Origin of the sequence: Gimibacter soli (assembly GCF_028463845.1) — a bacterium.
GTDB classification, from domain to species: Bacteria; Pseudomonadota; Alphaproteobacteria; order Sphingomonadales; family Kordiimonadaceae; genus Gimibacter; species Gimibacter soli.
The window spans coordinates 1-24,769 of the sequence record NZ_CP116805.1 but is presented as its reverse complement, the minus strand read 5'-3'; the positions used below and the strand labels follow the sequence as shown (position 1 = coordinate 24,769).

General features: G+C 62.0%; 17 protein-coding genes. 12 read left to right on the top strand and 5 right to left on the bottom strand.

The genetic code is table 11. The features are described from left to right. Nucleotides 1–4 precede the first annotated feature (4 nt). A complete protein-coding gene (gene ubiG / locus PH603_RS00085; protein ID WP_289503873.1) occupies nucleotides 5–793 on the bottom strand; it encodes a bifunctional 2-polyprenyl-6-hydroxyphenol methylase/3-demethylubiquinol 3-O-methyltransferase UbiG in 789 nt (262 codons plus the stop codon). A gap of 219 nt (nucleotides 794–1,012) precedes the next feature. Between ubiG and PH603_RS00080 the strand changes: the two genes are divergently transcribed. The 11 genes from PH603_RS00080 (at nucleotide 1,013) to PH603_RS00030 (ending at nucleotide 16,265) form a co-directional block, all read left to right on the top strand. Further along, nucleotides 1,013–2,245, top strand: a complete 1,233-nt coding sequence (locus PH603_RS00080) for an aspartate kinase (RefSeq protein WP_289503872.1) — start codon at nucleotides 1,013–1,015, stop codon at nucleotides 2,243–2,245. 61 nt (nucleotides 2,246–2,306) lie between these two features. Next, a complete protein-coding gene (locus PH603_RS00075) occupies nucleotides 2,307–3,344 on the top strand; it encodes an NAD(P)H-dependent flavin oxidoreductase (RefSeq protein ID WP_289503871.1) in 1,038 nt (345 codons plus the stop codon). Nucleotides 3,345–3,406: 62 nt separating this feature from the next. Next, on the top strand, nucleotides 3,407–5,668 hold the full coding sequence (ptsP, locus tag PH603_RS00070; RefSeq protein ID WP_289503870.1) for a phosphoenolpyruvate--protein phosphotransferase: 2,262 nt from the start codon (nucleotides 3,407–3,409) through the stop codon (nucleotides 5,666–5,668). A gap of 273 nt (nucleotides 5,669–5,941) precedes the next feature. Continuing rightward, on the top strand, nucleotides 5,942–6,883 hold the full coding sequence (locus PH603_RS00065; protein WP_289503869.1) for a helix-turn-helix domain-containing protein: 942 nt from the start codon (nucleotides 5,942–5,944) through the stop codon (nucleotides 6,881–6,883). Nucleotides 6,884–7,010: 127 nt separating this feature from the next. After that, a complete protein-coding gene (gene ispG, locus PH603_RS00060) occupies nucleotides 7,011–8,123 on the top strand; it encodes a flavodoxin-dependent (E)-4-hydroxy-3-methylbut-2-enyl-diphosphate synthase (RefSeq protein WP_289503868.1) in 1,113 nt (370 codons plus the stop codon). 23 nt (nucleotides 8,124–8,146) lie between these two features. Then, nucleotides 8,147–9,385: a histidine--tRNA ligase gene (hisS, locus tag PH603_RS00055; protein ID WP_289503867.1), complete on the top strand. Its 1,239-nt coding sequence runs from the start codon at nucleotides 8,147–8,149 to the stop codon at nucleotides 9,383–9,385. Nucleotides 9,386–9,388: 3 nt separating this feature from the next. After that, nucleotides 9,389–10,471: a peptide chain release factor 1 gene (gene prfA / locus PH603_RS00050; protein WP_289503866.1), complete on the top strand. Its 1,083-nt coding sequence runs from the start codon at nucleotides 9,389–9,391 to the stop codon at nucleotides 10,469–10,471. Further along, the gene (gene prmC / locus PH603_RS00045) at nucleotides 10,468–11,334 is read left to right on the top strand and encodes a peptide chain release factor N(5)-glutamine methyltransferase (protein ID WP_289503865.1); all 867 of its coding nucleotides are present in this window, start codon (nucleotides 10,468–10,470) and stop codon (nucleotides 11,332–11,334) included. Before prfA ends, prmC begins: the two co-directional genes overlap by 4 nt. A 183-nt stretch (nucleotides 11,335–11,517) precedes the next feature. Then, nucleotides 11,518–12,234, top strand: coding sequence for a DUF4167 domain-containing protein (locus PH603_RS00040; protein WP_289503864.1), 717 nt, complete (start codon nucleotides 11,518–11,520; stop codon nucleotides 12,232–12,234). Nucleotides 12,235–12,466: 232 nt separating this feature from the next. Beyond that, nucleotides 12,467–15,067 carry an ATP-dependent chaperone ClpB gene (gene clpB / locus PH603_RS00035; protein ID WP_289503863.1) on the top strand — a complete coding sequence of 867 codons (2,601 nt, stop codon included), beginning with the start codon at nucleotides 12,467–12,469 and terminating at the stop codon, nucleotides 15,065–15,067. 166 nt (nucleotides 15,068–15,233) lie between these two features. Further along, nucleotides 15,234–16,265 carry a hypothetical protein gene (locus PH603_RS00030; protein WP_289503862.1) on the top strand — a complete coding sequence of 344 codons (1,032 nt, stop codon included), beginning with the start codon at nucleotides 15,234–15,236 and terminating at the stop codon, nucleotides 16,263–16,265. A gap of 10 nt (nucleotides 16,266–16,275) precedes the next feature. Here the strand turns inward: PH603_RS00030 and PH603_RS00025 are convergent, their stop codons facing one another. Continuing rightward, entirely contained in the window at nucleotides 16,276–17,562 is a 1,287-nt protein-coding gene (locus PH603_RS00025; RefSeq protein ID WP_289503861.1) for an aspartyl/asparaginyl beta-hydroxylase domain-containing protein, read from the bottom strand. Nucleotides 17,563–17,723: 161 nt separating this feature from the next. Here PH603_RS00025 and PH603_RS00020 point away from each other — a divergent pair, with 161 nt between their 5' ends. After that, a complete protein-coding gene (locus tag PH603_RS00020) occupies nucleotides 17,724–18,734 on the top strand; it encodes a hypothetical protein (RefSeq protein WP_289503860.1) in 1,011 nt (336 codons plus the stop codon). A gap of 149 nt (nucleotides 18,735–18,883) precedes the next feature. Here PH603_RS00020 and PH603_RS00015 read toward each other — a convergent pair whose 3' ends face one another. From PH603_RS00015 to PH603_RS00005, 3 genes are all read right to left on the bottom strand, one after another. Further along, on the bottom strand, nucleotides 18,884–21,865 hold the full coding sequence (locus PH603_RS00015) for a TonB-dependent receptor domain-containing protein (RefSeq protein ID WP_289503859.1): 2,982 nt from the start codon (nucleotides 21,863–21,865) through the stop codon (nucleotides 18,884–18,886). Between the two features lie 264 nt (nucleotides 21,866–22,129). Then, nucleotides 22,130–22,726 (bottom strand): hypothetical protein, encoded by a 597-nt coding sequence (locus PH603_RS00010; protein WP_289503858.1) that lies wholly within the window; start codon nucleotides 22,724–22,726, stop codon nucleotides 22,130–22,132. Nucleotides 22,727–22,785: 59 nt separating this feature from the next. Continuing rightward, complete coding sequence (locus PH603_RS00005; protein WP_289503857.1) at nucleotides 22,786–24,204, bottom strand: M23 family metallopeptidase; 1,419 nt, start codon at nucleotides 24,202–24,204, stop codon at nucleotides 22,786–22,788. Between the last annotated feature and the right edge of the window lie 565 nt (nucleotides 24,205–24,769).

The following is a 24,769-nucleotide window of genomic DNA, read 5'->3' as shown; positions in this document are numbered from 1 at the left end:
GCCTTCAGGCGGCCACTGCCGCCACCGCGTAATTCACCGCCACGTCGCGGTCCGAAAGCTTCCAGTTGCCGGTCAGCGGATTGAAGACGAAGCCGGTCGGGGCTTCAGGCGTAAAGCCAGCTGTCTTCAGGGCATCGGCCAGTTCGCGCGGGGTGAGGAACTTGTTCCAGTCATGCGCGCCGATGGGTAGCCAGCGCAGCACATATTCAGCGCCTACGATGGCGAAAATGAAGCTGCGGGCGGTGCGGTTGAGCGTGCTCATCAGCATCAGGCCGCCGGGCTTCACAAGCGCGCGGCAAGCGGCGAGATAGGCGGGCACGTCCGCCACATGCTCCACTACTTCCATATTCACCACCACATCGAACTGCTCGCCGGCTTCGGCGAGTGCTTCGGCTGTGGTGTTGCGGTAATCGACGGTGAGGCCCATGCGGGCCGCATGAATTTTCGCGACCTCGATATTGCGCTCGGAGGCATCAACCCCGGTGACGCTGGCGCCAAGGCGGGAAAGCGGCTCCGAAAGGAGCCCGCCGCCGCAGCCGATATCGAGGACCCTGATGCCCTCGAACGGCTTCAGGCTCGTCTCGCTGGTGCCCGTGTGGGCATTGATGGCGGCGCGGATATAGGCAAGCCGCGTGGGGTTGAGGAGATGCAGCGGCCGGAACGGGCCGTTCTCATCCCACCACTGGTCGGCAATGCGGGCGAAGAAGGCAACCTCGTCCTCGTTCACGGTCACGCCCTCGGCCATGCGGCCTGTAGTGGCTTGTTTCGACCCTGAATTGTTCTCAGTCGACATTTTCTTACTCATTTCGGCCCATCCGCGCAGAAAAATTAGCGGCAGGGGGTCCTGATGATCCCTTGCGCACCCCCCGGCCAGCCATTAAACAGATGCCCGAGCAAGCTCCTCTTTTACGCACCGTTTGAGGGGTCGGGTCAAGGGACTTGGCGATGTTCACGTCTCCCGCCCCGGCGAAGCCTTGAAGGGTGCTCATGGTAAACGTCTGGAACGGTCGATATGGCAAGGATAGTGAAGAAGTTTGGCGGCACATCGGTTGGCGATGTGGACCGGATTCGCAACGTGGCGAACCGGGTGGCGCGCGCGGTGAAGGAAGGCCACGAAGTGGTCGTCGTCGTGTCGGCCATGTCGGGCGTCACCAACCAGCTTGTCGCCTACTGCCGTGACGCCGCACCGCTGCATGACGCGCGCGAGTATGACGCGGTCGTAGCGGCTGGCGAGCAGATCACCAGCGGCCTTCTGGCAATCTGCCTGCAGGAACTGGGCGTGCCTGCCCGGTCGTTCCTTGGCTGGCAGGTGCCGATCAAAACGAATTCGGTGCATGGTTCGGCGCGGATCGAGGATATCCCGACCGAACGCCTTGAAGCCTGCCTGAAGGAAGGCCGCGTGGCGGTGATCGCCGGCTTCCAGGGTATTGGCGACGATGGCCGCATCACCACGCTTGGCCGTGGCGGCAGCGATACATCGGCTGTGGCGGTAGCGGCGGCGATCAAGGCCGAGCGCTGCGATATCTATACGGATGTGGACGGCGTTTATACGACCGACCCGCGTATCGTGCCGCGCGCCCGCAAACTTGATAAAATCTCCTATGAAGAGATGCTTGAAATGGCATCTGTCGGTGCCAAGGTATTGCAAACGCGGTCCGTGGCACTGGCAATGAAACACGGGGTTCGGACCCAGGTGCTGTCGTCCTTCGAGGACAAGCCCGGCACCTTGATTGTTGGCGAGGATGAGATTGTGGAACAGGAAGTAATCAGCGGCATCGCCTATTCGCGCGGCGAAGCGAAAGTCACCGTGGTCGGCCTCAAGGACCGTCCGGGTCAGGTGAGCCATCTTTTCGGCCCGCTGGCCGACGCGAATATCAACGTCGACATGATCGTGCAGTCGGCATCGGACAACGGCGAGGCCACGGACGTGACCTTCACCATCCCCGAGGACGATCTGCTGCGCGCCGTGAAAATCCTGAAAGAGCACAAGGACCAGCTCCAGTATCAGGACATCCAGTATAACGGCGAAGTCACGAAAGTGTCCGTTGTGGGCGTTGGCATGCGCAGCCACGCAGGCGTTGCGCGCAAGATGTTCGATACGCTTGCCGAGAAGGGAATCAACATCCAGGTGATCTCGACTTCCGAGATCAAGGTGAGCGTAATCATCGATTCCGAATATACCGAGCTTGCAGTCAGGGCGCTTCATACGGCATATGGACTTGATGCACCGGCTGCGTCGGCTTGATGTCTGACCGGTGCTGCCGGAAATAACCGGCAGTCAGGCAATCGAGTGTGAGGAAGGGCATATGACCGAAACCGGGATGCAACGGCTGGATGCCTTGTGGAAACGCGGGACAGATTTTCTGGGAACCCGCTATGCCATTCTCGGCGGGGCCATGTCCTGGGTGTCGGAACGTCATCTGGTGGCTGCGATCTCGAACGCGGGCGGCTTCGGCGTTATCGCCTGCGGCGGGATGACCCCCGACCAGCTGGCAGCCGAGATTGCCGCGACCCGCGCGCTGACCGACAAGCCGTTCGGTGTCAACCTCATAACCCTGCATCCGCAGCATATGGATCATATCGCCGTCGTCCGCGAGGCGGGCGTCAGCCATGTGGTGCTGGCGGGTGGTATCCCGACCGGTGCCGCGATTGCTGCCGTGAAGGATTACGGCGCCAAGCTGATGTGCTTCGCGCCCGCCGCGGTGCTTGCCAAAAAGCTCGTTCGCTCGGGCGCTGACGCCATTGTGATCGAGGGCAGTGAAGCAGGCGGTCATATCGGCCCCGTGTCGCTCAATGTGCTGGCGCAGGAAATCCTGCCCATCATCCGGGACGTGCCGGTGTTTGTGGCAGGCGGCCTTGGCCGCGGCGAGGCGATTGCCGCCTATCTCGAGATGGGGGCATCGGGCGCGCAGCTCGGCACCCGTTTTGTGGTGGCGAACGAATGCATCGCGCACCCGAATTTCAAGAAAGCTTTCATCCGTGCCGCCGCCCGCGACGCGGTGGCAAGCGTCCAGATCGACAACCGCTTCCCGGTCATCCCGGTGCGCGCCCTGAAGAATGCCTCCACCGAGGCTTTCCTGCAGACGCAGCGCGAGGTGGTTAACGCCTATCAGGCGGGGGAAGTCAGCATGGAAGACGCCCAGCTCCGGATCGAGCATTTCTGGGGTGGGGCACTCCGGCGTGCCGTGATCGACGGCGATATCGAGATGGGTTCGGTAATGGCTGGCCAAAGCGTGGGCATGGTGACCCGCGAAGCGCCGACCGCCGAAATCATTGCCGAGATCGTCGATCAGGCGGCAAACTGCCTTGGCGCGCGTGACGCAGCGCCGCAGCCCGCCGCATAAGTTACCAGCCGCTGTCGGCGCCCTGCCGGCGGCAGACCGAAGTCAAACCGGGGGACTGAGACTTGCCGGACGTAGTCAGCCAGCCGCGCCTGCTCTTGCGGCGCCTCCACGGGCTTATGGCCGGTGGCGGGGCGGCGGAGGATCGTCTCGGCCAGGTGGTGCGCCTTATCGCCCAGAATATGGTTGCGGAGGTGTGCTCGATCTATCTTGTCCGGGCGGGCGGGGTGCTGGAGCTGTTCGCCACCGAAGGTCTGAAGGCGGAAGCCGTGCACCGCACCCGGATGCAGTTCGGCGAGGGCCTTGTGGGCCTCGTGGCCGAACGTGCACTGCCCCTCAATATCTCCGAAGCCCCGCAGCACCCGCGCTTCTCCTACCGTCCTGAAACGGGCGAGGACCTGTATCACAGCTTCCTCGGCGTGCCGATCATGCGCACCGGCCGGGTGGCGGGCGTACTGGTTGTGCAGAACGTCACGCCTCGCCGTTACCAGAGCGAGGAAGTAGAGGCACTGCAGACGATCGCCATGGTGATCGCCGAACTGGTGGGCAGCACCGAACTTGTCGACCCCGAGGAACTGAGCGAGGACGCGCTGGCGACCGGCGCCCCGGTCACGCTCGACGGTATGAAGCTTGTCGAGGGCGTGGCGCTTGGCAAGGCTGTCTTCCATGTGCCGCAGGTGAAAATCACCCGCACGGTGGCCGACGATATCGATGCCGAACGGGTGCGCCTTGAAGACGCCATCGCCCAGATGCGGCTGCAGCTTGAGGAAATGATCGAGCATCCCGACCTTGCCCACGGCGGCGAGCACCGCGAGGTTCTCGAGACCTATCGCATGTTCGCCTACGACCAGGGCTGGCAGGACAAGATGCGCGATGCGGTCAATTCCGGCCTCACGGCGGATGCGGCGGTGAACCGTGTGCAGCTGGATACCCGCGCGCGGATGATGAAAATCCGCGACCCTTACCTGCGCGAGCGGGCGTCGGACTTTGACGACCTTGCCGGGCGGCTGATCCGCATCATCCAGGGGGCGAGCGAGGAAGACGACCGCAAGCTGAAGGAAGACAGTATCCTGATCGCCCGCGCGGTCGGCCCGGCCGAGCTGATGGATTACGACCGCCGCCTTCTCAAGGGCATCGTGCTTGAAGAAGGCTCGGCCACCAGTCACATGACCATCGTGGCGCGTGCCATGGGCGTGCCGGTGCTGGGGCGTGTGTCGGGGCTTCTGGAGCATGTCGAGCCCGGCGAGTTGGTCGTTGTCGATACCGAAAGCCAGCATGTGTTCGTGCGGCCGGGCGAGGATGTGGTCGAGACTTACCGGCAGGCCATCCGCGACCGGGCCCGGCTCCTTGCCGAATACGAGGCCGAACGTGCCCTTTCGGCCAAAACGCTGGACGGCACCGATGTCACGCTGCTGATGAACGCCGGCCTGACGGCTGATCTCGCGAGCCTTGATGCGACGGGAGCCGAAGGCATCGGCCTGTTCCGCACCGAGTTCCAGTTCATGGTCGCCTCCACCTTGCCGAAGGTGGAAGAGCAGACCCGCATCTATTCCGCAGCCCTTGATGCCGCGCGCGAACGCCCCGTTGTGTTCCGCACGCTCGATATCGGCGGTGACAAGCAGGTTCCCTTCCTGCCGCGTGACGAGGAAGAAAACCCGGCCATGGGCTGGCGCGCCATCCGCGTGGCGCTCGACCGGCCGGCGCTTCTGCGTTACCAGCTGCGTGCCCTTCTTTACGCGGCAGCCGGACGTACGCTCCATGTGATGTTCCCGATGATCGCCGAGGTTGCCGAGTTCCGCGCCTGCCGGAAAATCCTGCAGAAGGAGATCGAGCGCCTTGAAGGCCTGGGCAAGGAGCCGCCGGGGCGGGTCTATGTCGGCTGCATGCTAGAGGTGCCCTCGCTTGCCTGGCAGCTGGACGCGCTTCTGAAAGAAGTCGACTTCCTGTCCATTGGCACCAACGACCTGATGCAGTTCTTCTTCGCGTGCGACCGGTCGAGCCCGCGGCTGGCGGGGCGCTATGATCTGCTCGCGCCTTCGGTGCTGACCTTCCTGCGCGGGGTTGTCGCTTCGTGCAACGCCGCGAACGTGCCCGTGACGCTCTGCGGCGAGATGGGTGGTCGCCCGCTTGAGGCGATGGCGCTTGTGGGCCTCGGGCTGCGGCGTATTTCAACCTCGCCGACCTCCATCGGGCCGGTAAAACGGATGATTCGCACCCTCAATCTCGATGAACTGAGGGTTTTCCTTGATGCACGGCTCGATTCAACCGACCACTCGATTCGCGACTCTCTTGTCCATTTCGCCCGCGACCACGGCATCAAAATCTGATTTTATCCTGCATTTTCCGTCGAATAGGCCAGTTTCCGGAGAAATTGGCTTCACGAATTTGATTCTATTTGACAGCAGTTCTTAAATGCTTTTTCACTTGCCCATGTTCATCTGACAGACAAATTCCGACCTGGCGACAAACGCCGGGCGACCGACAGCGCGGAAAAAGAAAAATGGGGGCGGGTCCTCAGGGCCCTTTTACCTCAGCCGCTAAGGGTGCAAACTGGCGACTGGGGCAATCTGCCGCGAAGCAGGCGGCAGGAGGCTGTTGAAATGAACGACGAAAAGATGACCGTCGGCACAAAATTGAAAATGGCACGCGAAGCCCGGAGCCGCTCGCTTGACGAGATGGCCTGTGAGCTGTGCCTGCGCCGCAATTTTCTGGAAGCCATCGAACGCGATGACATCTCCGCCTTGCCGGAGCCGACGTTTGCCGCTGGCTTTGTACGCAGTTATGCGAAGGCCCTCGGTCTGGATGGCGCCGCTATGGCCGCCGACTTCCGCACCGAGCATGGCCTGAGCGTTGCGCAACCCATCGTGATCCCGCCGCAGATGGCAGCGCCGAAGCGCGCCCTGCCGCGCTGGTTCAGCTCCACCGCCGGCCTTGCCCTCGCGCTTGGCGCCTGGTTCACGGTTTCGAGCGGGCTTGCAACCTACCAGACGGCTGAAGTGCTGCCGCATGACCGCGAAGCGATCGAGCGCGCCGAGCTTGACGAGGTGAAATCGCGCCTCGCCGAAACCTCGCCTGAAACTGCCGCCGCGGATAGCGCCCCGGCAACCGGCGCCGAGACGGCGCCTGCCACCGAAGGCCAGTCGGCACCGGTGATGGAAACCCCGGCACCGCTTGAGCAATATGCCGATGCACGGCCCTTCTTTGCGCGCCGCACGCCGCCCACATCGATCTTCCCGGCCGCTGTGGCATCGGAAGGCCCGGCCTCGACCCTGTCGCCCAATGCGCTGATGATCAGTGCCACGGAAGACAGCTGGGTCCGCCTTGAAGGTGTCGATGGCTCGGAAGTCTGGTCCGGTGTGCTGAAGGAAGGCGAGACCTTCCGTCCGGCGGTATCGGGTGGCGCCATTTTCCTGACCACCAGCAATGCCGGCGGGGTCAGCATCAGCTTCCAGAACCAGGCCCTTGGCCCCCTTGGCGAGCGCGGCGAGATTATCGCCGGTCTCCGCCTTGATGCCAGCCGTGTTCCGGCGACGCAGGGCTGAGTTTTCCGCCAAGATTTCCGTGATTCTTCTTGCGTTGCGGCCCGTGCTTCATCATGTATAGGCGCGAGGTGACGAGCCCTTTGCTGTGGCCGTCCCGTCCTTTCAGCGCAGTACGAGGAAGCCGGACATGAGCATCCGTCCGTGGAGAGACATCAGCCGCCGCAAATCGCGCCAGATCATGGTCGGCAACGTGCCGGTCGGTGGCGACGCGCCGATTGCCGTGCAGACGATGACGAACACGCTGACCTCCGACGCCAAGGCGACGATCGAACAGATCCACAAGGCGGTGGAAGCCGGCGCCGATCTCGTGCGCGTTTCCTGCCCCGATGAGGCCAGCACCGCCGCGATGCCGGAAATCTGCCGCGAGGCGGGTGTGCCGATCATCGCCGATATCCATTTCCATTATAAGCGCGCCCTAGAAGCGGCTGACGCCGGTGCCGCGTGCTTGCGCATCAACCCCGGCAACATCGGCTCTGCCGAGCGCGTGAAGGAGGTCGTTCGCGCCGCCAAGGCAAACGGCTGCTCGATGCGGATCGGCGTGAACGGCGGCTCGCTCGAACGTCACCTCCTTGAGAAATACGGCGAGCCGTGCCCCGAAGCGCTGGTCGAAAGTGCGCTCGAGCATGCCCGTATCCTTGAGGACAACGACTTCCGCGAATTCAAGATCAGCGTGAAGGCCTCGGACGTATTCCTCGCGGTTGCCTCCTATTACGGCCTCGCCGACGCTTGCGATTATCCGCTGCACCTCGGCATCACCGAAGCCGGCGGCCTGCGCGGTGGTACGGTCAAGTCCGCCATCGGCATCGGTTCGCTCCTCTGGGCCGGGATCGGTGACACGATCCGCGTTTCGCTGTCGGCGGAACCGGTCGAGGAAGTCAAAGCCGGCTTCGAAATCCTGAAGTCGCTGGGCCTGCGCCACCGCGGTGTGCGCATCGTTTCCTGCCCGTCCTGTGCGCGGCAGGCTTTCCCGGTAATCAAGACGGTGGAACTGCTGGAAGAACGCCTTGCGCATATCCATACGCCCCTCAGTCTGTCGATCATCGGCTGTGTGGTGAACGGCCCCGGCGAAGCGCGGGAGACCGATATCGGCCTCACCGGCGGCGGGCAGGGCAACCATATGGTTTATCTGTCGGGCGTCACCGACCACAAGATCACCGATGACCGGCTCGTTGACCATATTGTCGAGCTTGTCGAGGCCAAGGCGGCCGAAATCGACGCGGCAGCCAAAGCTGCCGAATAGCTATTCTTTCAAGGATCAGACCAGTGTCCAAACTGCAACCGGCGCGGGGCACGCGCGACCTTTTTGGCGAAGACATGCGGCGCATGCAGAAGGTGATCGACACCTTCCGCAAGGTCGGCCTTGCCTATGGCTTTGAAGACCTCGCCACTCCGATTTTCGAATTCACCGAAGTGTTCAAACGCCCCTTGGGGGATGCCTCCGATATCGTCTCCAAGGAGATGTACACCTTCACCGACCGTGGCGGCGAGGAAGTGACCCTGCGCCCCGAATTCACGGCGGGCGTCTGCCGCGCTTTCATCTCGAACGGCATGCAGCAGAACCTGCCGTGCCGCCTGATGAGCCATGGCCCCGTGTTCCGGTACGAGCGCCCGCAGAAGGGCCGCTACCGCCAGTTCCACCAGATCAATGCCGAGCTTCTGGGGCCTGCTGATCCCGAAGCTGACGTTGACATGCTGGCCCTCGCCTGGCGCATCCTCAAAACGCTTGGCATTTCGAAAGACGTGGTGCTGCACCTGAATACGCTCGGTGACGTTGAAAGCCGCGCGGCATACCGCGACGCTCTCGTCACCTATTTCAGCGCGCACAAGGACAAGCTTTCCGAAGACAGCCAGCGCCGCCTGACGACGAACCCCTTGCGCATTCTGGACAGCAAGGACGAGGGCGACCGCGTGCTGGTAGCGGATGCCCCCAATATGTCGCAGTTCCTGAACGAAGCCTCGCTCGATTTCTTCAACCGAGTGAAAGCCGGCCTCGAAGCCGTTGGCGTGCCCTATGTGCATGACGAGCGCCTTGTGCGTGGCCTTGATTATTATACCCACACGGCGTTCGAGTTCGTGACCTCGCAGCTCGGTGCGCAGGGCACGGTGCTGGCGGGTGGTCGCTATGACGGCCTTATCGCCCAGCTTGGCGGCCCTGCAACGGCAGGGATCGGCTGGGCCGGCGGGATCGAGCGCCTGTCGATGCTGCTGGCGCAAGACCCCGGCACCCCGCGCAGCACTATCGTGCTGCCGATGGGGGACGCCGCCACGGTGAAGGCTTTTGTTGTGGCCGAAGCCCTGCGCGATGCCGGCCATCTGGTCACGCAGGACCGTTCCGGCAACCTCGGCAAGCGCCTCACCCGTGCTGCCAAGGCCAATGCCCGTTATGCGGTGATCCTTGGCGATAGCGAGCTTGAGAAGGGCGTGGCGGTTGTGAAAGACCTCGACAGCGGCGACCAGCGCGAGATCGCACTCGCCGAGCTTGCGGCATCACTGGAGGCCTGAGGTATGGCGACGATCAGCGACGAGCGGATCGAGCAGCTTCTGGTCCGCTATGATTATCTCGCCCACCAGTTGGGTGACCCGTCGGCGCATTCATCCGCCGAGTTCGTGAAGCTTTCGAAAGAGTATGCCGACCTTGGCCCCGTCGTGGACGCAGCCAGGGCGGTGAAGGCCGCGCGGCTGGAGCTTGTCGACCTGAAGGACATGCTGAAATCCGGTGACGCCGAGATGCGCGAGCTCGCGGAAGAAGAGCTTGTTGCCCTGAAGGACCGCTTGCCGGATATGGAGCATGATCTGTCGATCGAGCTTCTGCCCAAGGATTCTGCCGACGAGCGTTCCGCCATCCTTGAAATCCGTGCAGGCACTGGCGGCGATGAAGCTGCCCTGTTCGCGGGCGACCTTTACCGCATGTACGAACGCTACGCGTCCCTGCAGGGCTGGAAGGTCGAGATGATCTCAGCATCGCAAGCCGAGGTTGGCGGCTTCAAGGAAGTGATTGCCAGTGTTTCGGGCAAGGGCGTGTTCGCCAAGTTCAAGTTTGAATCCGGTGTGCACCGCGTGCAGCGTGTACCGGTGACGGAATCGGGCGGGCGTATCCATACCTCCGCCGCGACCGTGGCTGTGCTGCCGGAAGCCGAGGATGTGGATATCGAAATCCGCGAGCAGGATATCCGGATCGATACTATGCGTTCGTCGGGTGCCGGTGGCCAGCACGTCAACACGACCGATTCCGCCGTGCGCATCACCCACTTGCCGACCGGCATTGTGGTGACGCAGTCGGAAAAGTCGCAGCACAAGAACCGCGACAAGGCGATGAAGATCCTGCGCGCCCGGCTTTATGATCTGGAACGCGAAAAGGCCGCCAAGGAGCGCTCGGATGCCCGTGCCGCCCAGGTCGGATCGGGTGATCGGTCCGAACGCATCCGCACCTACAATTTCCCGCAAGGCCGGGTGACCGATCACCGGATCGGTCTCACGCTCCACAAGCTCGAGCTCGTGCTATCAGGCGATGCGCTTGGCGAAGTGATCGATGCCCTGATCGGCGAAGATCAGGCTGCGCGCCTGTCCGCCATGGAGGCAGCCCTTTGAGTAAGCCGGCGTTCGAACTGGTGCGCGATGCTGCTGCCGCCCTTGCCGGTGTGGCAGGCGACTGCGCCGGGATCGATGCCGAACGTCTGTTCCTTGCCGCTACGGGCTGGACCAAATCGCGCCTTGTGATGGACGCTCGCGAAGCGCCGGATGCCGCAAGTGCAGCCCGGTTCGAGGCTTTCATCGCACGGCGGCAAACGGGGGAGCCTGTGGCCTATATCGTAGGCACCCAGGAATTCTGGGGTCTCGATTTCACGGTCACGCCCGCCACGCTGATCCCGCGGCCCGATACCGAAACGCTGGTGGAAACGGCGCTGGCACACCTGCCGCCGGATGCGGCGCGTACCGTTCTTGACCTTGGCACCGGCAGCGGCTGCATTCTCCTGAGCCTGCTGCATGAACGGCCCCGCACCCTTGGCACCGGCGCTGATATTAGCGACGCCGCACTTGCAGTGGCCGGGCACAATGCCGCGCACCTCAGGCTCGCCGGGCGCGCGACGCTCGTGAAGTCTGACTGGTTCGCTTCTGTGGCTGTACCCGAAGGTGGCTTTGACGCCATCCTTTCGAACCCGCCCTATATCGGCGAGGCCGACGTCGTGGGCCTGATGAAGGACGTGCGGGACTTTGAGCCCTATACCGCGCTGACAAGTGGCCCGGATGGCCTTGCGGCCTATCGCATCATCGCAAGCGGGGCGCCGGCGCGGCTCGCAGATGACGGGCTGCTGGCCGTTGAGGTCGGCGAGGGGCAGGCGCGTGATGTGGCAGGGCTTTTTGCTGCCGCCGGGCTGACTGATATCCGCATCCGGCAGGATCTCGCCGGGATTGACCGCGTGGTGGCGGCAAAAAAAGCGAGAAATCGGTAAATTGGCCTTGGAATGCCGGGCCTGAGGCGCTAGGGTGGCCCTGTCTTCGCCAGACATGCGGGATGAAAGAGGGCCGCAAGTCTCAGGACACTTCCGACAATTGGATTTGACGATATCGGAACCAAGGGCGCTTAAAGGCGCCGCGAAGACGTTATTTCTGAAAATCGTTAACAGTGATTTCGCATGAAACAACCACAAAATTCGCGGAAATCCCGCGCGCGCTCCTCGTCTCGTAACAAGGGTGGGGCGAAGAATGGCGGCAATAGCCCCGGCAATCGCGTCGACGTGCGGGTGCGGGGTAATCCCAAGCAGCATCTTGAGAAATACAAGAACCTCGCACGTGAGGCCATGCAGGCCGGCGACCGCGTGCAGGCTGAATATTATTTCCAGTTTGCCGATCACTATCAGCGCGTCCTGAACGAACTGCGCGGGCCGGATCGTTTCTATGACGATGATGCCGACCAGGATGGCGACGACGTCTCGTCCGACGACGATGACGACGGCGACAGCGAAGGCGAGGGCGAAGGCCAGGGTCAGCAGCAGTCCGACAACGACGATCGCCGGGACCGCGGACGCCGTGGTCGTGGCCGTGGTCGCGGTCGTGGCGGGCGCCAGCAGGATGACGCAAACGGCGACAACGGCAGCGACGATGACACTGCTGGCAATCGCGGCAACGATGAAGGCGCTGGTAACGAAGGCGAACTGCCGCTGGCACCTGCCGCACCGCGTGGCCGCCGCCGCGCCGCCGACCCTTCGGACAGCGATCAGCCCGTGGAAGTGCACCCCGAGCTCGAGTTCGAAGGCGGGGCGCTGCGCGAAGTTAAGCCGCGCCGTCCGCGTGCGCCGCGCCGTCCGCGCACATCAGGCGATACGCCGAGCGAAGGTGGCGAGGCCGCCTGAGGCCAGCACCAGAAGCATCAGCAAAAGGCCGTTCCGTAACCGCGGGGCGGCCTTTTGCATTCAGGCTGATGTAGGCTGCGACAATTTCACTCGCTCCCGGGTCTTGTCGTCTGTGCTATTCTACCCCACATCATGGACAAGCCCGGCTGTGCCTCGAAGAGGGCGGCCAGCAATTTCAACAAGTGACGTTGCTTCTGATGAAGGACGCGCACGGACATGGGGTTGATGACACATGAATATCGAACAATATACCGACCGCACCCGCGGCTTTATCCAGAGCGCCCAATCGCTGGCGCTGCGTGAAAACCATCAGCGTTTCACGCCCGAGCATATCCTGAAGGTGCTGCTTGATGACAAGGAAGGCCTGGCTGCCGGCCTCATCCGGGCCGCTGGCGGCAAGCCGGAACAGGCGCTGAAGGATACGGAAGAGACGCTGGCGAAACTGCCGCGCGTGGAAGGCACCGGGGCAGGGCAACTGCATCTTGATCCTGCGACCGCACAGGTCTTTGCCAAGGCCGAGGAAGTGGCCGAGAAGGCGGGCGACAAGTTCGTCACTGCCGAACGCATGCTCCTTGCCCTCCTGATGACATCGAAGGCCGAAAGTGCCCGTATTCTGGCCGCTGCCGGGGTTACCCCGCAGGCGCTGAATACGGCTATCAACAATATCCGCAAGGGCCGCACGGCCGACACCGCCTCCGCCGAGGACCGCTACGACGCGCTGAAGCGCTTCGCGCAGGACCTGACGGAGCGGGCACGCTCGGGCAAACTGGACCCCGTGATCGGCCGCGACGAAGAAATCCGCCGCACCATCCAGGTCCTGTCCCGCCGCACCAAGAATAACCCGGTGCTGATTGGCGAACCGGGCGTGGGTAAAACCGCGATTGCCGAAGGCCTCGCCCTCCGCATCGCCAATGGGGACGTCCCGGATAGCCTTCGGAACAAGAAGATCATGGCGCTCGACATGGGTGCGCTCATTGCCGGTGCCAAATATCGCGGCGAGTTCGAGGAACGCCTCAAGGGCGTGCTGCAGGAAGTGGCTGCCGGCGAAGGCGATGTTGTGCTGTTCATCGACGAGATGCACACGCTGGTGGGGGCCGGCAAGACGGACGGGGCCATGGACGCCTCGAACCTTCTGAAGCCTGCACTAGCACGCGGTGAGCTGCATTGCATCGGTGCCACGACACTCAATGAATACCGCAAATATGTGGAAAAGGACGCAGCGCTCGAGCGGCGTTTCCAGCCTGTGTTTGTGGGCGAGCCGACCGTTGAGGACACGATCTCGATCCTGCGCGGCCTGAAGGAAAAGTACGAGCTGCACCACGGCGTGCGCATCACCGATGGCGCGCTTGTCTCGGCGGCCCAGCTTTCCAACCGCTATATCACCGACCGCTTCCTGCCGGATAAAGCCATTGACCTGATGGACGAGGCTGCGAGCCGACTGCGCATGGAAACGGAATCGAAGCCCGAGGAAATCGACGAGCTCGACCGCCGCATCATCCAGCTGAAGATCGAACGCGAAGCGCTGAAAAAGGAAAAGGACGAAGGGTCCAAAACCCGGCTGGAGCAGCTGGAAAAGGAACTGGCGGACCTTGAACAGAAATCGGCCGAACTGACGGTGCGCTGGCAGGCCGAGCGTGACAAGATCCACGGCGAAACCCAGATCAAGGAAAAGCTGGAAGCTGCCCGGCTGGAGCTCGAGCAAGCCCAGCGCCGGGGTGATTTCGGCCGTGCGGGCGAGTTGCAGCACGGGGTGATCCCCGGCCTTGAAGCACGCCTGCAGGAAGCCGCAACCGTCAACGAAAGCGCCATGCTGCGCGAAGAGGTGACGGCGCAGGATATCGCCGGTGTCGTTTCCCGCTGGACCGGTGTACCGGTTGACAAGATGCTGGAAGGCGAGCGCGACAAGCTCCTGCGCATGGAAGACGAGATCGGCCGCCGGGTGATCGGCCAGGCCGAGGCTGTGGCCGCTGTTTCCCGCTCGGTCCGCCGCGCGCGGGCCGGCCTGCAGGACCCGAACCGGCCGCTTGGCAGCTTCCTGTTCCTGGGGCCGACGGGCGTTGGCAAAACCGAACTGACGAAGGCACTGGCGGGTTTCCTCTTTGATGACGACACAGCGATGGTCCGTATCGATATGTCCGAATTCATGGAGAAGCATGCCGTATCGCGCCTCATCGGTGCTCCTCCGGGCTATGTCGGCTACGAAGAAGGCGGCGTGCTGACCGAAGCCGTGCGGCGCCGGCCTTATCAGGTCGTGCTGTTTGACGAGGTCGAAAAGGCTCACCCCGATGTCTTCAACGTGCTGTTGCAGGTGCTGGATGACGGCCGCCTGACCGATGGTCAGGGTCGGACGGTCGATTTCACCAACACACTGATCATCCTCACCTCCAACCTCGGCTCGCACCTGATTGCGGGGCTCGGCGAAGGCGAGGAAGTGGAAAGCGTACGGGACGGTGTGATGGAAGTGGTGCGCGGTGCCTTCCGCCCCGAATTCCTGAACCGTCTCGATGAGATCGTGCTGTTCCACCGACTTGGCCGCGACAATATGGGCGGCATCGTCGATATCCAGGTGGCGCGCCTGCAGAAGCTTCTGGACGAGCGCAAGATCACGCTCGACCTTTCGGTCGATGCGCGTGACTGGCTGGCAGCGACAGGCTATGACCCTGTGTACGGCGCCCGCCCATTGAAACGCACTGTGCAGAAATATCTGCAGGACCCGCTCGCCGAAGCGCTCCTGAAGGGCGAGGTCAAGCCGGGCGACCGGGTGAAGGTGGATGCGGGCGATGGTGCCCTTGCGCTGACACCCGAGGAGGCCGCAGCCAGCGCTGCCGCCTGAGCGCGCAGCTATAACTCATAAAAGGGCCGGGTGTAATTTCACCCGGCCCTTTGTCATCATCCTGTCACGAATCACAATAAATTGTGGGTATTGACATAGCGAGGCACAAAACTTGACACGGACAGGTTGAACAGGCACCCTAAGTAAACGATCAGGCGAACCATAGATGAAGCATCCGGCATCCAATGAATTGCTATCCTATTGGCAGTCTGCAAAGGCAGACGAAGACCTGCCGCCTTTATCCGCTTTTCAGGATTTATTTCCAAAATTCAAAGGTGCTGAAGCCGTTTTCAGACGGGTTGGCGATGACATCATTTATGACCGGTGCGGCAAAAGTATCAGCGAGGTCGCAGGCGTTGATCTGACAGGCAAATCGATAGCCCTGATCTTCCCCGAAGCAATCAAGAAACTGCAGATACAGATTCTGCTGCCCTGTTTCGAGCAGAAGATCGGCGTGGTGCGCCAGAGCCGCTATCTATACGGCCACCGCCACAAGGATGCCGAATGGTGCCTCCTGCCGGTCCGCGATGACGCGACGGGCGAGACGCTGTTGCTGGGGCAGGGCGCAACCTTTGTGGAAGCCGACCCGCGCGATCATCTTTCCGTCGGATCGGATCTCCTGGAGCGGATCATTGCCCAGAATTATCTGTCGCTCGGTCGCAAGGTACGGCTCGATCGGCTCAGCGGCAAATGCTGGGCCTTCCTTGATACGATGGGCACGAAGGTAGCCATTGACGGCGTGGAAGTGGATCATACCGCCCCCGCCATTTTGGGTGAGGCCGCGATGCTGGCACTACGGGCCGGCCAGCCCAACGTGCTGGCGGCGATGGAAGTGGCCGATTTCGGTCGGCCGATCCAGCGCATTGCCAATCGCTATCAGCTCAAGATGGTGGAAGCAGGCAGCGAAGCGATGGCCATCCTCGGCGCCGACAAGGTCGATGTCCTTGTGGTTGCCGAGCAGCTCGGCGACATGACCGGGCTGGAGCTGATCGAACGTGCCCGCGCGCTGAACCAGCGGGTCGGTTTCGTACTGATCGTGGAGCCGCGCGATGGGGCCGGTGACACCTGCGTGCAGATCGGTGACGCGACAGTGCATTGCCTTGTCCGGCCGCTGGGCGAATTTGCGCTGCGACAAGCCATCGATGAAGCGGCCACCCGCATGAACGGCATCCTGCAGCGCGAGGCGCTGGCGGGCTGAAGCTCGCGTTTTAACCCTCTACAACAGTGCTAATACCAAGGGCTGCGCCTTCCTCAAAGAAAGCGCTCAGCAGGGCCTGCTCGTCTGTCGTCAGGTGCGGGTTCCACACATCGAAAATGAGCACCGCGCGCAGCTCGTCGCTGTCGTTCCAGGCCTCATGCTCGATTGTGTCGTCAAAGGCGAAAGCTTCCCCCTCGATCCATGGCCGTGTTTCACCGCCGACGCGGAAAGCGCAGCCGGACGGAACGATCAGGGGCAGGTGGACGATCGCCCGCGTGTTGGTGACACCGGTATGCGGCGGGATTTTGGATTTCGGCGCGAGAAGCGAGAAGAAGGCCGTTGGTGCGCGGCCCGGGATGGTAGATCGGGGAACGGCATCAAGGGCGGCTGCCGTCGCGGGGCAGCGCGCGCAGGCCTCTTCCACCCTTGTGCCATGATGCCACAGGAAATAGGCGTTCCAGCGCTCTGAATTGTCGAGATCGCTCCATTTGTTGCGGGGCGTACCGGGGTCCATCCGCACGTAGGGGCGGGCGCCGGGCATGCCTTCGGTCAGCAGCTTTTCCAGTTCCGCGCGGATCGCTGGCGTGTGCCGTTCGATTTCTGCCATCCAGGGGAAATGATGCCGCTCGAAAAACTCGTCCTCGGGCAGGAAGGGGAAGTGCAGGCCGTGACATTCATTGTGATAGACCCGCCGGCGCCCGAGCGCGACATCCACCGCTGCCTGCATGCGACGTGACGCGGCAATGCCCTGTCCGGTCGCCATCTCGCGGAAGCGGTTGTCCAGCCGGTCGGTAAGCCGGGACTGCTGGGCGGCAACAAATCGCCGGCCATGCTGCAACAGTTCCTGCACCATAGGGGAGGGCGAGGGGATTGCCCCTCCAATGGCAATGGCCTGTGACCAGAAGCGCAACGTCTGGCTTGTCTCGCCCAGAATCTCGTGCACCTCGGCGCGGCGGATGTTCGCCATCAGGTCCGCCTGATCGATCTTCAGAATGTGGTCGAGCGCTTCCAGTTCCAGCTTGGTGTCTTTGAGGCCACGGGCAGCGGTGGCAAGGTTGAGCCACAGGGCGGGGGCGCCGCTATCCGTCTCGGCAGCCTGCCGGAAGCAATCGGCGGCCAGCCTGAATTCCCGGTCTGCAAGGGCACGGATACCACGGCTGTTGAGCACAGCCGGGTGGCCGGGGGCATCCTTCAGCGCCGCTTCGATATGCTGCAGCTCGAGGATCGGATTGCCGCTCGCCCGTGCGTCGGCCGCGGACCGCAGATGGGTGGCGGCGGTGGCTGAAAGTTGGCTCATGGCAAATCCTCGTTTAGCGGCAGCTTCCACTAGGCTTCGCCGAACGATGGGCAAAACTCAAGACGTAAAAGTGTCGCATTGGCCAGAACTTGACTTCCCCTTGGCCGGCAGGAACGTTAGAGACAGAAGGGTCGGGAAAAGCCGCAGCAAAGGGACACGATGTGACGAGCACGATAGCCAGCAATCCGGACTGGTGGCCGCACCGCTATGATCCGAACCGCGATGCCGTGCATTATATCCCGGCCTCGCGCGATGATCACCGCGCCGCCGTGTTCCTGACAGACGAGTATCTGAAAGGTGCGAAGAGCCCGAAGCCTGTCGCGCGCCGCGAAGCTGTGGCAGCACAGGGGGCCGCGGCTCCCATGCATTTCATTTTCCATTCGGCGTTCTGTTGCTCGACACTGCTGGCACGCGCGTTCGACCTGCCGGGTCTGTCGATGGGGCTGAAAGAACCCGTTATCTTCAACGATATCGCCGGCTGGAAAAACCGGGGCGCACGGCCTGAACAGATCGTGGCCGTGATGACGGATGCCCTGCGGCTTCTGGCCCGCCCGTTCGAGCCCGGCGAGACATTGGTTGTGAAGCCGTCGAACCTGATCAACGGCTATGCGCCCCTGATGCTGAAACTTCTGCCTGAGGCCCATGCCTTGCTCCTGCATGCACCGTTGCCGGTCTTTCTGGCGTCGATCGCCCGCAAAGGCATGTGGGGCCGCCTCTGGGTGCGGGACCTGATGGTCAAGCAGCTTCGTGACGGGCTTATCCAGCTGGGGTTCCAGGGTGAAGACTATCTGGGCCTCACCGATCTGCAGGCAGCGGCTGTCGGCTGGCTTGCCCAGCAGGCCTTGTTTGTGGGCATGAGCCGGCAATTTGGCGCGCGTGTCCGCACGCTTGATAGCGAAACGCTTGTGGCATCGCCCGACAAGGCGATGACGGCGCTTGCGGCTCTTTTCCAGGTGCCGCTCGGGGCAGAAGCTGTGAAAGAGATTGTGGAAGGGCCTGTTTTCAACCGGCATTCCAAGTCGGATACAGCGTTCGGCGCCGATGAACGCGCAAGCGAACGCGAAAGTGGTGAGGCGCTGCATGCGGACGAGATCGAGAAAGTCACCGTCTGGGCAGCAGCGGTGGCAAAGAATGCTGGCGTGCCGCTGACACTGCCGTCGGCACTTATCTGATCCAAACCATCTGAAGCTTGATTGCGCGGCGCGCACCTTGTGGTGTGCGCTGATGCTTGGCTGTGCATTGGCGCATCAAAGCCGAATTTACCCAAAAAGAAAGGCGGGCCCGCAGGCCCGCCTTCCATATTCCAGACTGGTTACCTGAATTAGAAGGTAACTTTAGCCGAGATGCCGTAGCGGCGGCCCAGAGCGTCGTAGGTCGACGGGTAGGTGTTACCGCTGTTGTACGAGGTCGAACCGGTGTCGTTACCAACGATCGGCGGCTCTTTGTCGAACAGGTTCGACACGGTGCCGGTGATCGAAACGTTCTCGAGAACGTTGTAGCGGACCGAGAGGTCGAAGTAGTCGTACGAACCGATCTTGTTGAAGTTAGCGTAGCCGAGGTTGTTCGGCAGCTCGCCTTCAAACAGGTCGCCTTCGAACTCGTAGGCGTTGCCATCGATATGGCGCCACATGACCGAAACGTCGAACTTGTCCACCGAGAAGGTGTTACGCCAGTTCCAGCTGAACTTCGGCTGGATCGAGGCGCAGTTCGCGCTGTAGAGGCCCACGCACTCGCGCTGACCCGAAACACCAGTCACGGCCTCGAAGGTCGAGCTGTTGGTCCAGTTACCAGCGAAGGTCGAGTTCCAGTCAACCGCACCGAAGGTGTGGCCGTACGAAACGGTCACGTCGATACCGTCGGTAGCGAGGTTACCCGAGTTCGAGTAGGTCAGCGGCAGACCTTTTACAACTGCTTCGTCACCCGAGAGGCTACCGTCGATCGGCGAACGAACGATGGCAAGGCAAGCCGGGTTGGAAGTCGACGGATTGTCGAAGCAAGCGTCAAGAGCGTCGTTCGGAGTCGGCTGAGCGATCGCTTCCTTAACCTTGATGTTGTAGTAGTCGATGGTGACCGTCAGGCCCGGAACAGCAGCCGGCTGGATGATCGCACCAAGCGTCCAGCTGTCCGATTTCTCCGGGGTCAGGTCGATGTTGCCACCGCCCGTGTAGTTGGCTTGGCCAGCTGCCGGGAACGGAATGGCGCCGATTGCACCTGCCGGAGCGCCCTGAGCGATACAGACGTCGCGGACAACGCCAGTCGGGCCGGAGTTGACCACTTGGCCGTTATCGTCAACCGAGGCGCACGGATCGTCGCCGAGGTTGGTCAGGTTGGTGGTTACCGGAGCGAACAGTTCGGCAATGTTCGGAGCGCGAACTGCGCGAGCGAAGGTAGCGCGGAAGGTGAGGTCATCAACCGGCGTCCAGCTCGTGCCCAGTTTCCAGGTCGTGGTCGAGAACGACGGGTTGGTATCGGCGTCGATCGAATAGTCCGAATAACGGATACCAGCTTCGAAGTTCAGCGATTTGGCCCACGAAGCGTCGCTCACAACCGGAACTACGAATTCCGCAACACCTTCGTAAACGCTGTAGCCACCGGAGATGTCCGGAGCTGCACCGCCAGCACCACCGAGGTCACCACCTTTGGAGAGGAGGTCAGACTTCTGGGCACCAGTGTACTTACGGTATTCGCCACCAACTGCGAAGTTAACAGCTTCCGAAGCCCACGGCAGGGTCCAGCCGGTTTCACCGCTGACAACGCCCTTAACCTGAGCCATGTCAAACTTGGTGACAACGGTCGACTCGCCGCCTTGCAGGAAGGCAGTCATTTCTTCGTTGATCGAGCCGGTCGGACCGAAGAAGTCTACCGGTACGCAACCATTCGACGCGTCGAAGCAGCCGTCCGGACCAGCAAGCAGGCCTTGACGGAAGCGCGACTTCAGCCAGTAGCCCTGCTGGAGCTGCGACTGACGGCTTTCGCCGTACGAGCCGAAGACATCCCAGCTGATGCTCTCGGTGATGTCGCCACGGAAGCCGAGTTGGTAATCGAAGTAGTCAGCCGAGTATTCGGAAATACGCGGGCCGCCTTCTACGTTACGACGACGCAGCTGGGTGTCGACTTCACGGTAGTTCGGGTCGCTCTGGCTGGTTGCGGTTGCAGCTGCATCGCACTCTGCTTGCGTGAAGAGCGGGGTGTAGCCGGCGCCAGCCTGGGTGTCGAAGGCGCAGAATGCGTTACGCTGAGCGTCCGACAGGTAGGGGTGGCTGAGCGAAACAGTTACCGAGTCACCGAATGCGCCCGAAGGAGCAATGATGGTCTCGACAACGTTACGCGAGAAGATACCACGGGTGTAAACTTCTACGCCCTCAGCGATCTCGTAGTTCGCTGCAGCATAGATGTTGTAGCGCTCAAACGGGGTCTGATAGACGTTGAACGGGTTGAAGTTGAAGGGCGTGAAGGCCGCGCCGAAGGTACGGTCGTCCTGAACGCCACCAAGCGCCAGGTTGCCGCCGTCGGTGCCGGTCGGGTTCACGTTACCAAAGCGGGTGTTGAACGGCCCGAGGCCCGAACCGCCGCAGAGACCATTGCCCGAACCGAGCGAGCACTCGGAATAGGCGCGGTCGCCCTGGTAAACCGGCTTCGAGTCCTGGTAGCCGATGCTCACAACGGCATTACCTTTGCCGTCGCCGAGGTCAGTACCCATGGTGACTTCGAAACGCTTGGTGTCGCCGTCGCCTTCTTCGGTGACGCCGTAAGCAGCGTTCATTTCAACGCCATTGAAGTCGCGCTTGGTCACGAAGTTGACCACGCCGCCGAGGGCGTCAGCACCGTAGGTGGTCGAAGCACCGCCGGTCAGCACGTCAACGCGCTCAACGAGAGCGAGCGGAACGTTGTTAAGGTCGAAACGACCGTTCAGTTCCGACGGGGACAGACGCTGGCCGTCGATCAGAACGATGTTACGGTTCGAGCCGATACCGCGCAGGTTGACGTACGAGAAGCCGCCGTTACCGTTGTTCACGTTCGAGCCGATCGACGGGACCATGCCCGGGATCTCGCGAAGGATTTCTTCGGCAACGTTGGTTTGCTGGAAGGTCATCTCGTCGGTCGAGACCACGGCAACCGGAGCCGAACGAACGAGGTTCGGGTTGCGAATCAGCGAGCCGGTTACGATCACTTCTTCGATGACGAACTCGTCGTCACCGGATTGGTCTTGTGCAACTGCGACGCCCGTGAAGGACGAAGCGAGAAGCGTAGCAGCGCTACCCAGAAGGGCGGCGCGGCGCAGGTTCAAGAGTTCCTTAGACACTCTGCGTTTCCTCTCTATTATTGCTTTCCAAGCACTCGGAATGGCGGAAAATTTTATCCGCCCCCTAGCTCTAGCCAGATTCTGTCGCGAGTTGACAGAAAACTTTCACATTCGGGAGGGCGTTAACTTCGGATTAACACGATGGTGTGTTTTTCCTGCAACAGATATAAACTATGGGTGAGCGGCGGGGGTTGCGGCAACTAGTGAAGCCGCAGAAACGCTGGGTTTTGTGTGGGGCGGGATGGGCGCGCGAAGCGTTGCCCGTCAGCGGCGACGCTTCACTCGGTGCACGATCCCGAGGTCCGATATGGTGAGGACGAATCCACCCAGGGCTGCACGCTTGACGATCACACTGGTGTTGAGAATCCGGTTCTCGCGGACCGCTTTCGTGTCGGTCTGCTCCCAGATCGTGCCGTTATCGAGATAGAAGAGGACCCGACCGACCGGTGTGGCCACAATGCGGGTTACCGTTGCCGTTATCTCATCGGCATCGGCGCGGTCCCGGTCGGCACCGAAGGACATCGCATCAGCGGCCTTCTTCTCGGCTGCCTTGGCGGCAAGGGTTGCTGCTTCTGCTTCTGCCTCGCGGCGCTTGCGTTCGGCTTCCGCCTTCGCGGCAGCCGCCTCGACTTGGGCTGCACGGGCGTCAGCAAGGGCGCGCTCGGCAGCGGCAAGGCCGCCGGCACCGGCCGCCTTGTCGAAACAGGCGAGTCGCGACGTGTCATCGCTGATATTCGTGCAGGCGCGGAAGGCAGCAAGGGCGGCCGTGGCATCGTCTGCGGTTGCCGGCATGCTCGCCATCAGGACACCCGCGCCGCAAGCTGCAAGGACAGACTTATATATATAGGCGGTGCTGCGCATGGGAACGGGACCTCGTTATCCTGATACGATGGAAGGACAGGCGGATGCAGGCAGTCGGATCAGCGGCGACCGGCCATGACCGGCGCTTCGGCATTTTCCTGCTCGGGGGCATCGGTGGCTTCGGCCAGCAGCACCGTGTTCACGGTGCGAATCTGCCCGATGTCAGCCAGCATCAGCTCGCGGTTCTCCTGGAAGGCCAGCATTTCCTGACCCTTCAGCTTGCGACCCGTTGGTAGCTTGATGCCAAGCGGATTGACCTGCGTGTTGCCGGCGAGGATCTCATAGTGAAGGTGCGGCCCGGTCGAGCGGCCGGTGGTGCCGACATAACCGATGATCTGGCCCTGGCGTACCCGCGCCCCGGCCTTCACACCCTTGGCGAAGCCGTTGAGGTGGGCATAGGCCGTCTTGTAGTGGCTGTCGCCGTGACGGATGCGGATATAATTGCCATAGCTGCTGTAGGGGCCTGCCTTTTCGACAATGCCGTCGCCGGCCGCCATCACGGGTGTACCGCGCGGCGCGCCGAAGTCGAGGCCCTTGTGCATTTTCGTATAGCCGAGCACCGGATGCTTGCGACGCCCGAACTTGGAGGTCAGGCGGGCGCCGTCCACCGGCGTCAGCATGATGCTCTTGCGCGTGCTCTTGCCTTCCGAATCATAATAGTCGGCTTCACCGTCGGCATGCACGAAGCGATTGGCCTCAAGCGTGGTGCGGCGGGTGACGAGCTTGGCGCGCAGGATATTGCCTTCGTCGGTATCGCCGAAGACGGGCGAATAGCGGCGCTCGAAATAGATTTCAAAGGCATCGCCCTCGCGGATGTCGCGTTCGAAGTCCACATCGAAGCTCATCAGGCGAATCATATCGACGATGACCTTGTCCGGCAGGCCGGCCCGCTTGGCAGACAGATAGAGGCTGTCTTCGATATGCCCTTCGGCATAATGGGTGAGCGCGACGGTCGGCAGGTCGGCAGCTTCAGCCTTCAGGCCTTCGTCGGTACGGGTCAGCACGGCTTCGCGGTCAAAGGCCGCGCGCATGCGCAGGCTTTCAATGCGGCCCTTCTCTCCGCTCGCGCGAATCAGGCGGACATCCTGGCCGGTTTTCAGGCGGCGCAGGTCGATCACGGGGCGCAGGGCTGCAACAGCGGCATGCGCTTCGCCGCGCTCGATCCCGGCGCGGGCGAACAGCTCGGTCAGTGTTTCACCGGATTTCAGATGGAAGGCTTCCTCGACGGGTTCGGCAGGAAGCAGCGATTCGGGCTGGTAGTCGGCTGCGGCGCTGTCCGCAAGCAGCGATACGGCAGCCTCTTCGGGCGCGGGCGTTGGGGCTTCATTCGTGCCGCCCATAAGCAGTGTGAGGGCAAGGCCACCGGCGAGCGCGGTTCCAAACAGCATCATATGCTGCGTGCGCTTTGCCGAATCTCCCCCCGAGAAACCCGTAATAGTGCTCAGGCGCGCCTGAAGGCGGTGCCACTTCCCCAGCATGCGTCCGCGTATCCTTATAACTAATATCGACGCCGCTGATTCCCCCGGCGCCCCCGTTGAAGCTTTCATATCGTCTTTATCTATATAGGGCAACAGGGCTGCCATGCGGAAAACGGTGTCTCCGGGCCTTCTTGGAAGTAGACGATGAATTAACTTGTTGAAATATATAGGTTATGTAGATCGACGACCAAAAAAACCGATTTTCCGGAAAAAAGCCCTTGCCTTTGACCGGTCATCCCCCTAGAAACCGCTCCACCGACGGGGCGCGCTGCTCTGACGGCGACGCGGCGGAGACGCCAAGACGCCTGAAGGAATGCCAAACTGCTCGGATGGCGAATGTGATGCAAATCACGCTTGACACGGTGACGCCAGTCGCCATATACAAGTCGCCCTGCCGCACGCTGACGAAATGTCCGGTCCGGTACAAAGCCTGCCCAAAACAGAGGATCTGTTTGACAGACTGAAATTTTCGGTCAGGCCTACTTCGCTCTTTGACATTGTGATTTGGAAGGGAGATGCGGACGGTGGTCCGGTTCGACACTTGATGTCGGACGTCGGGACTGAA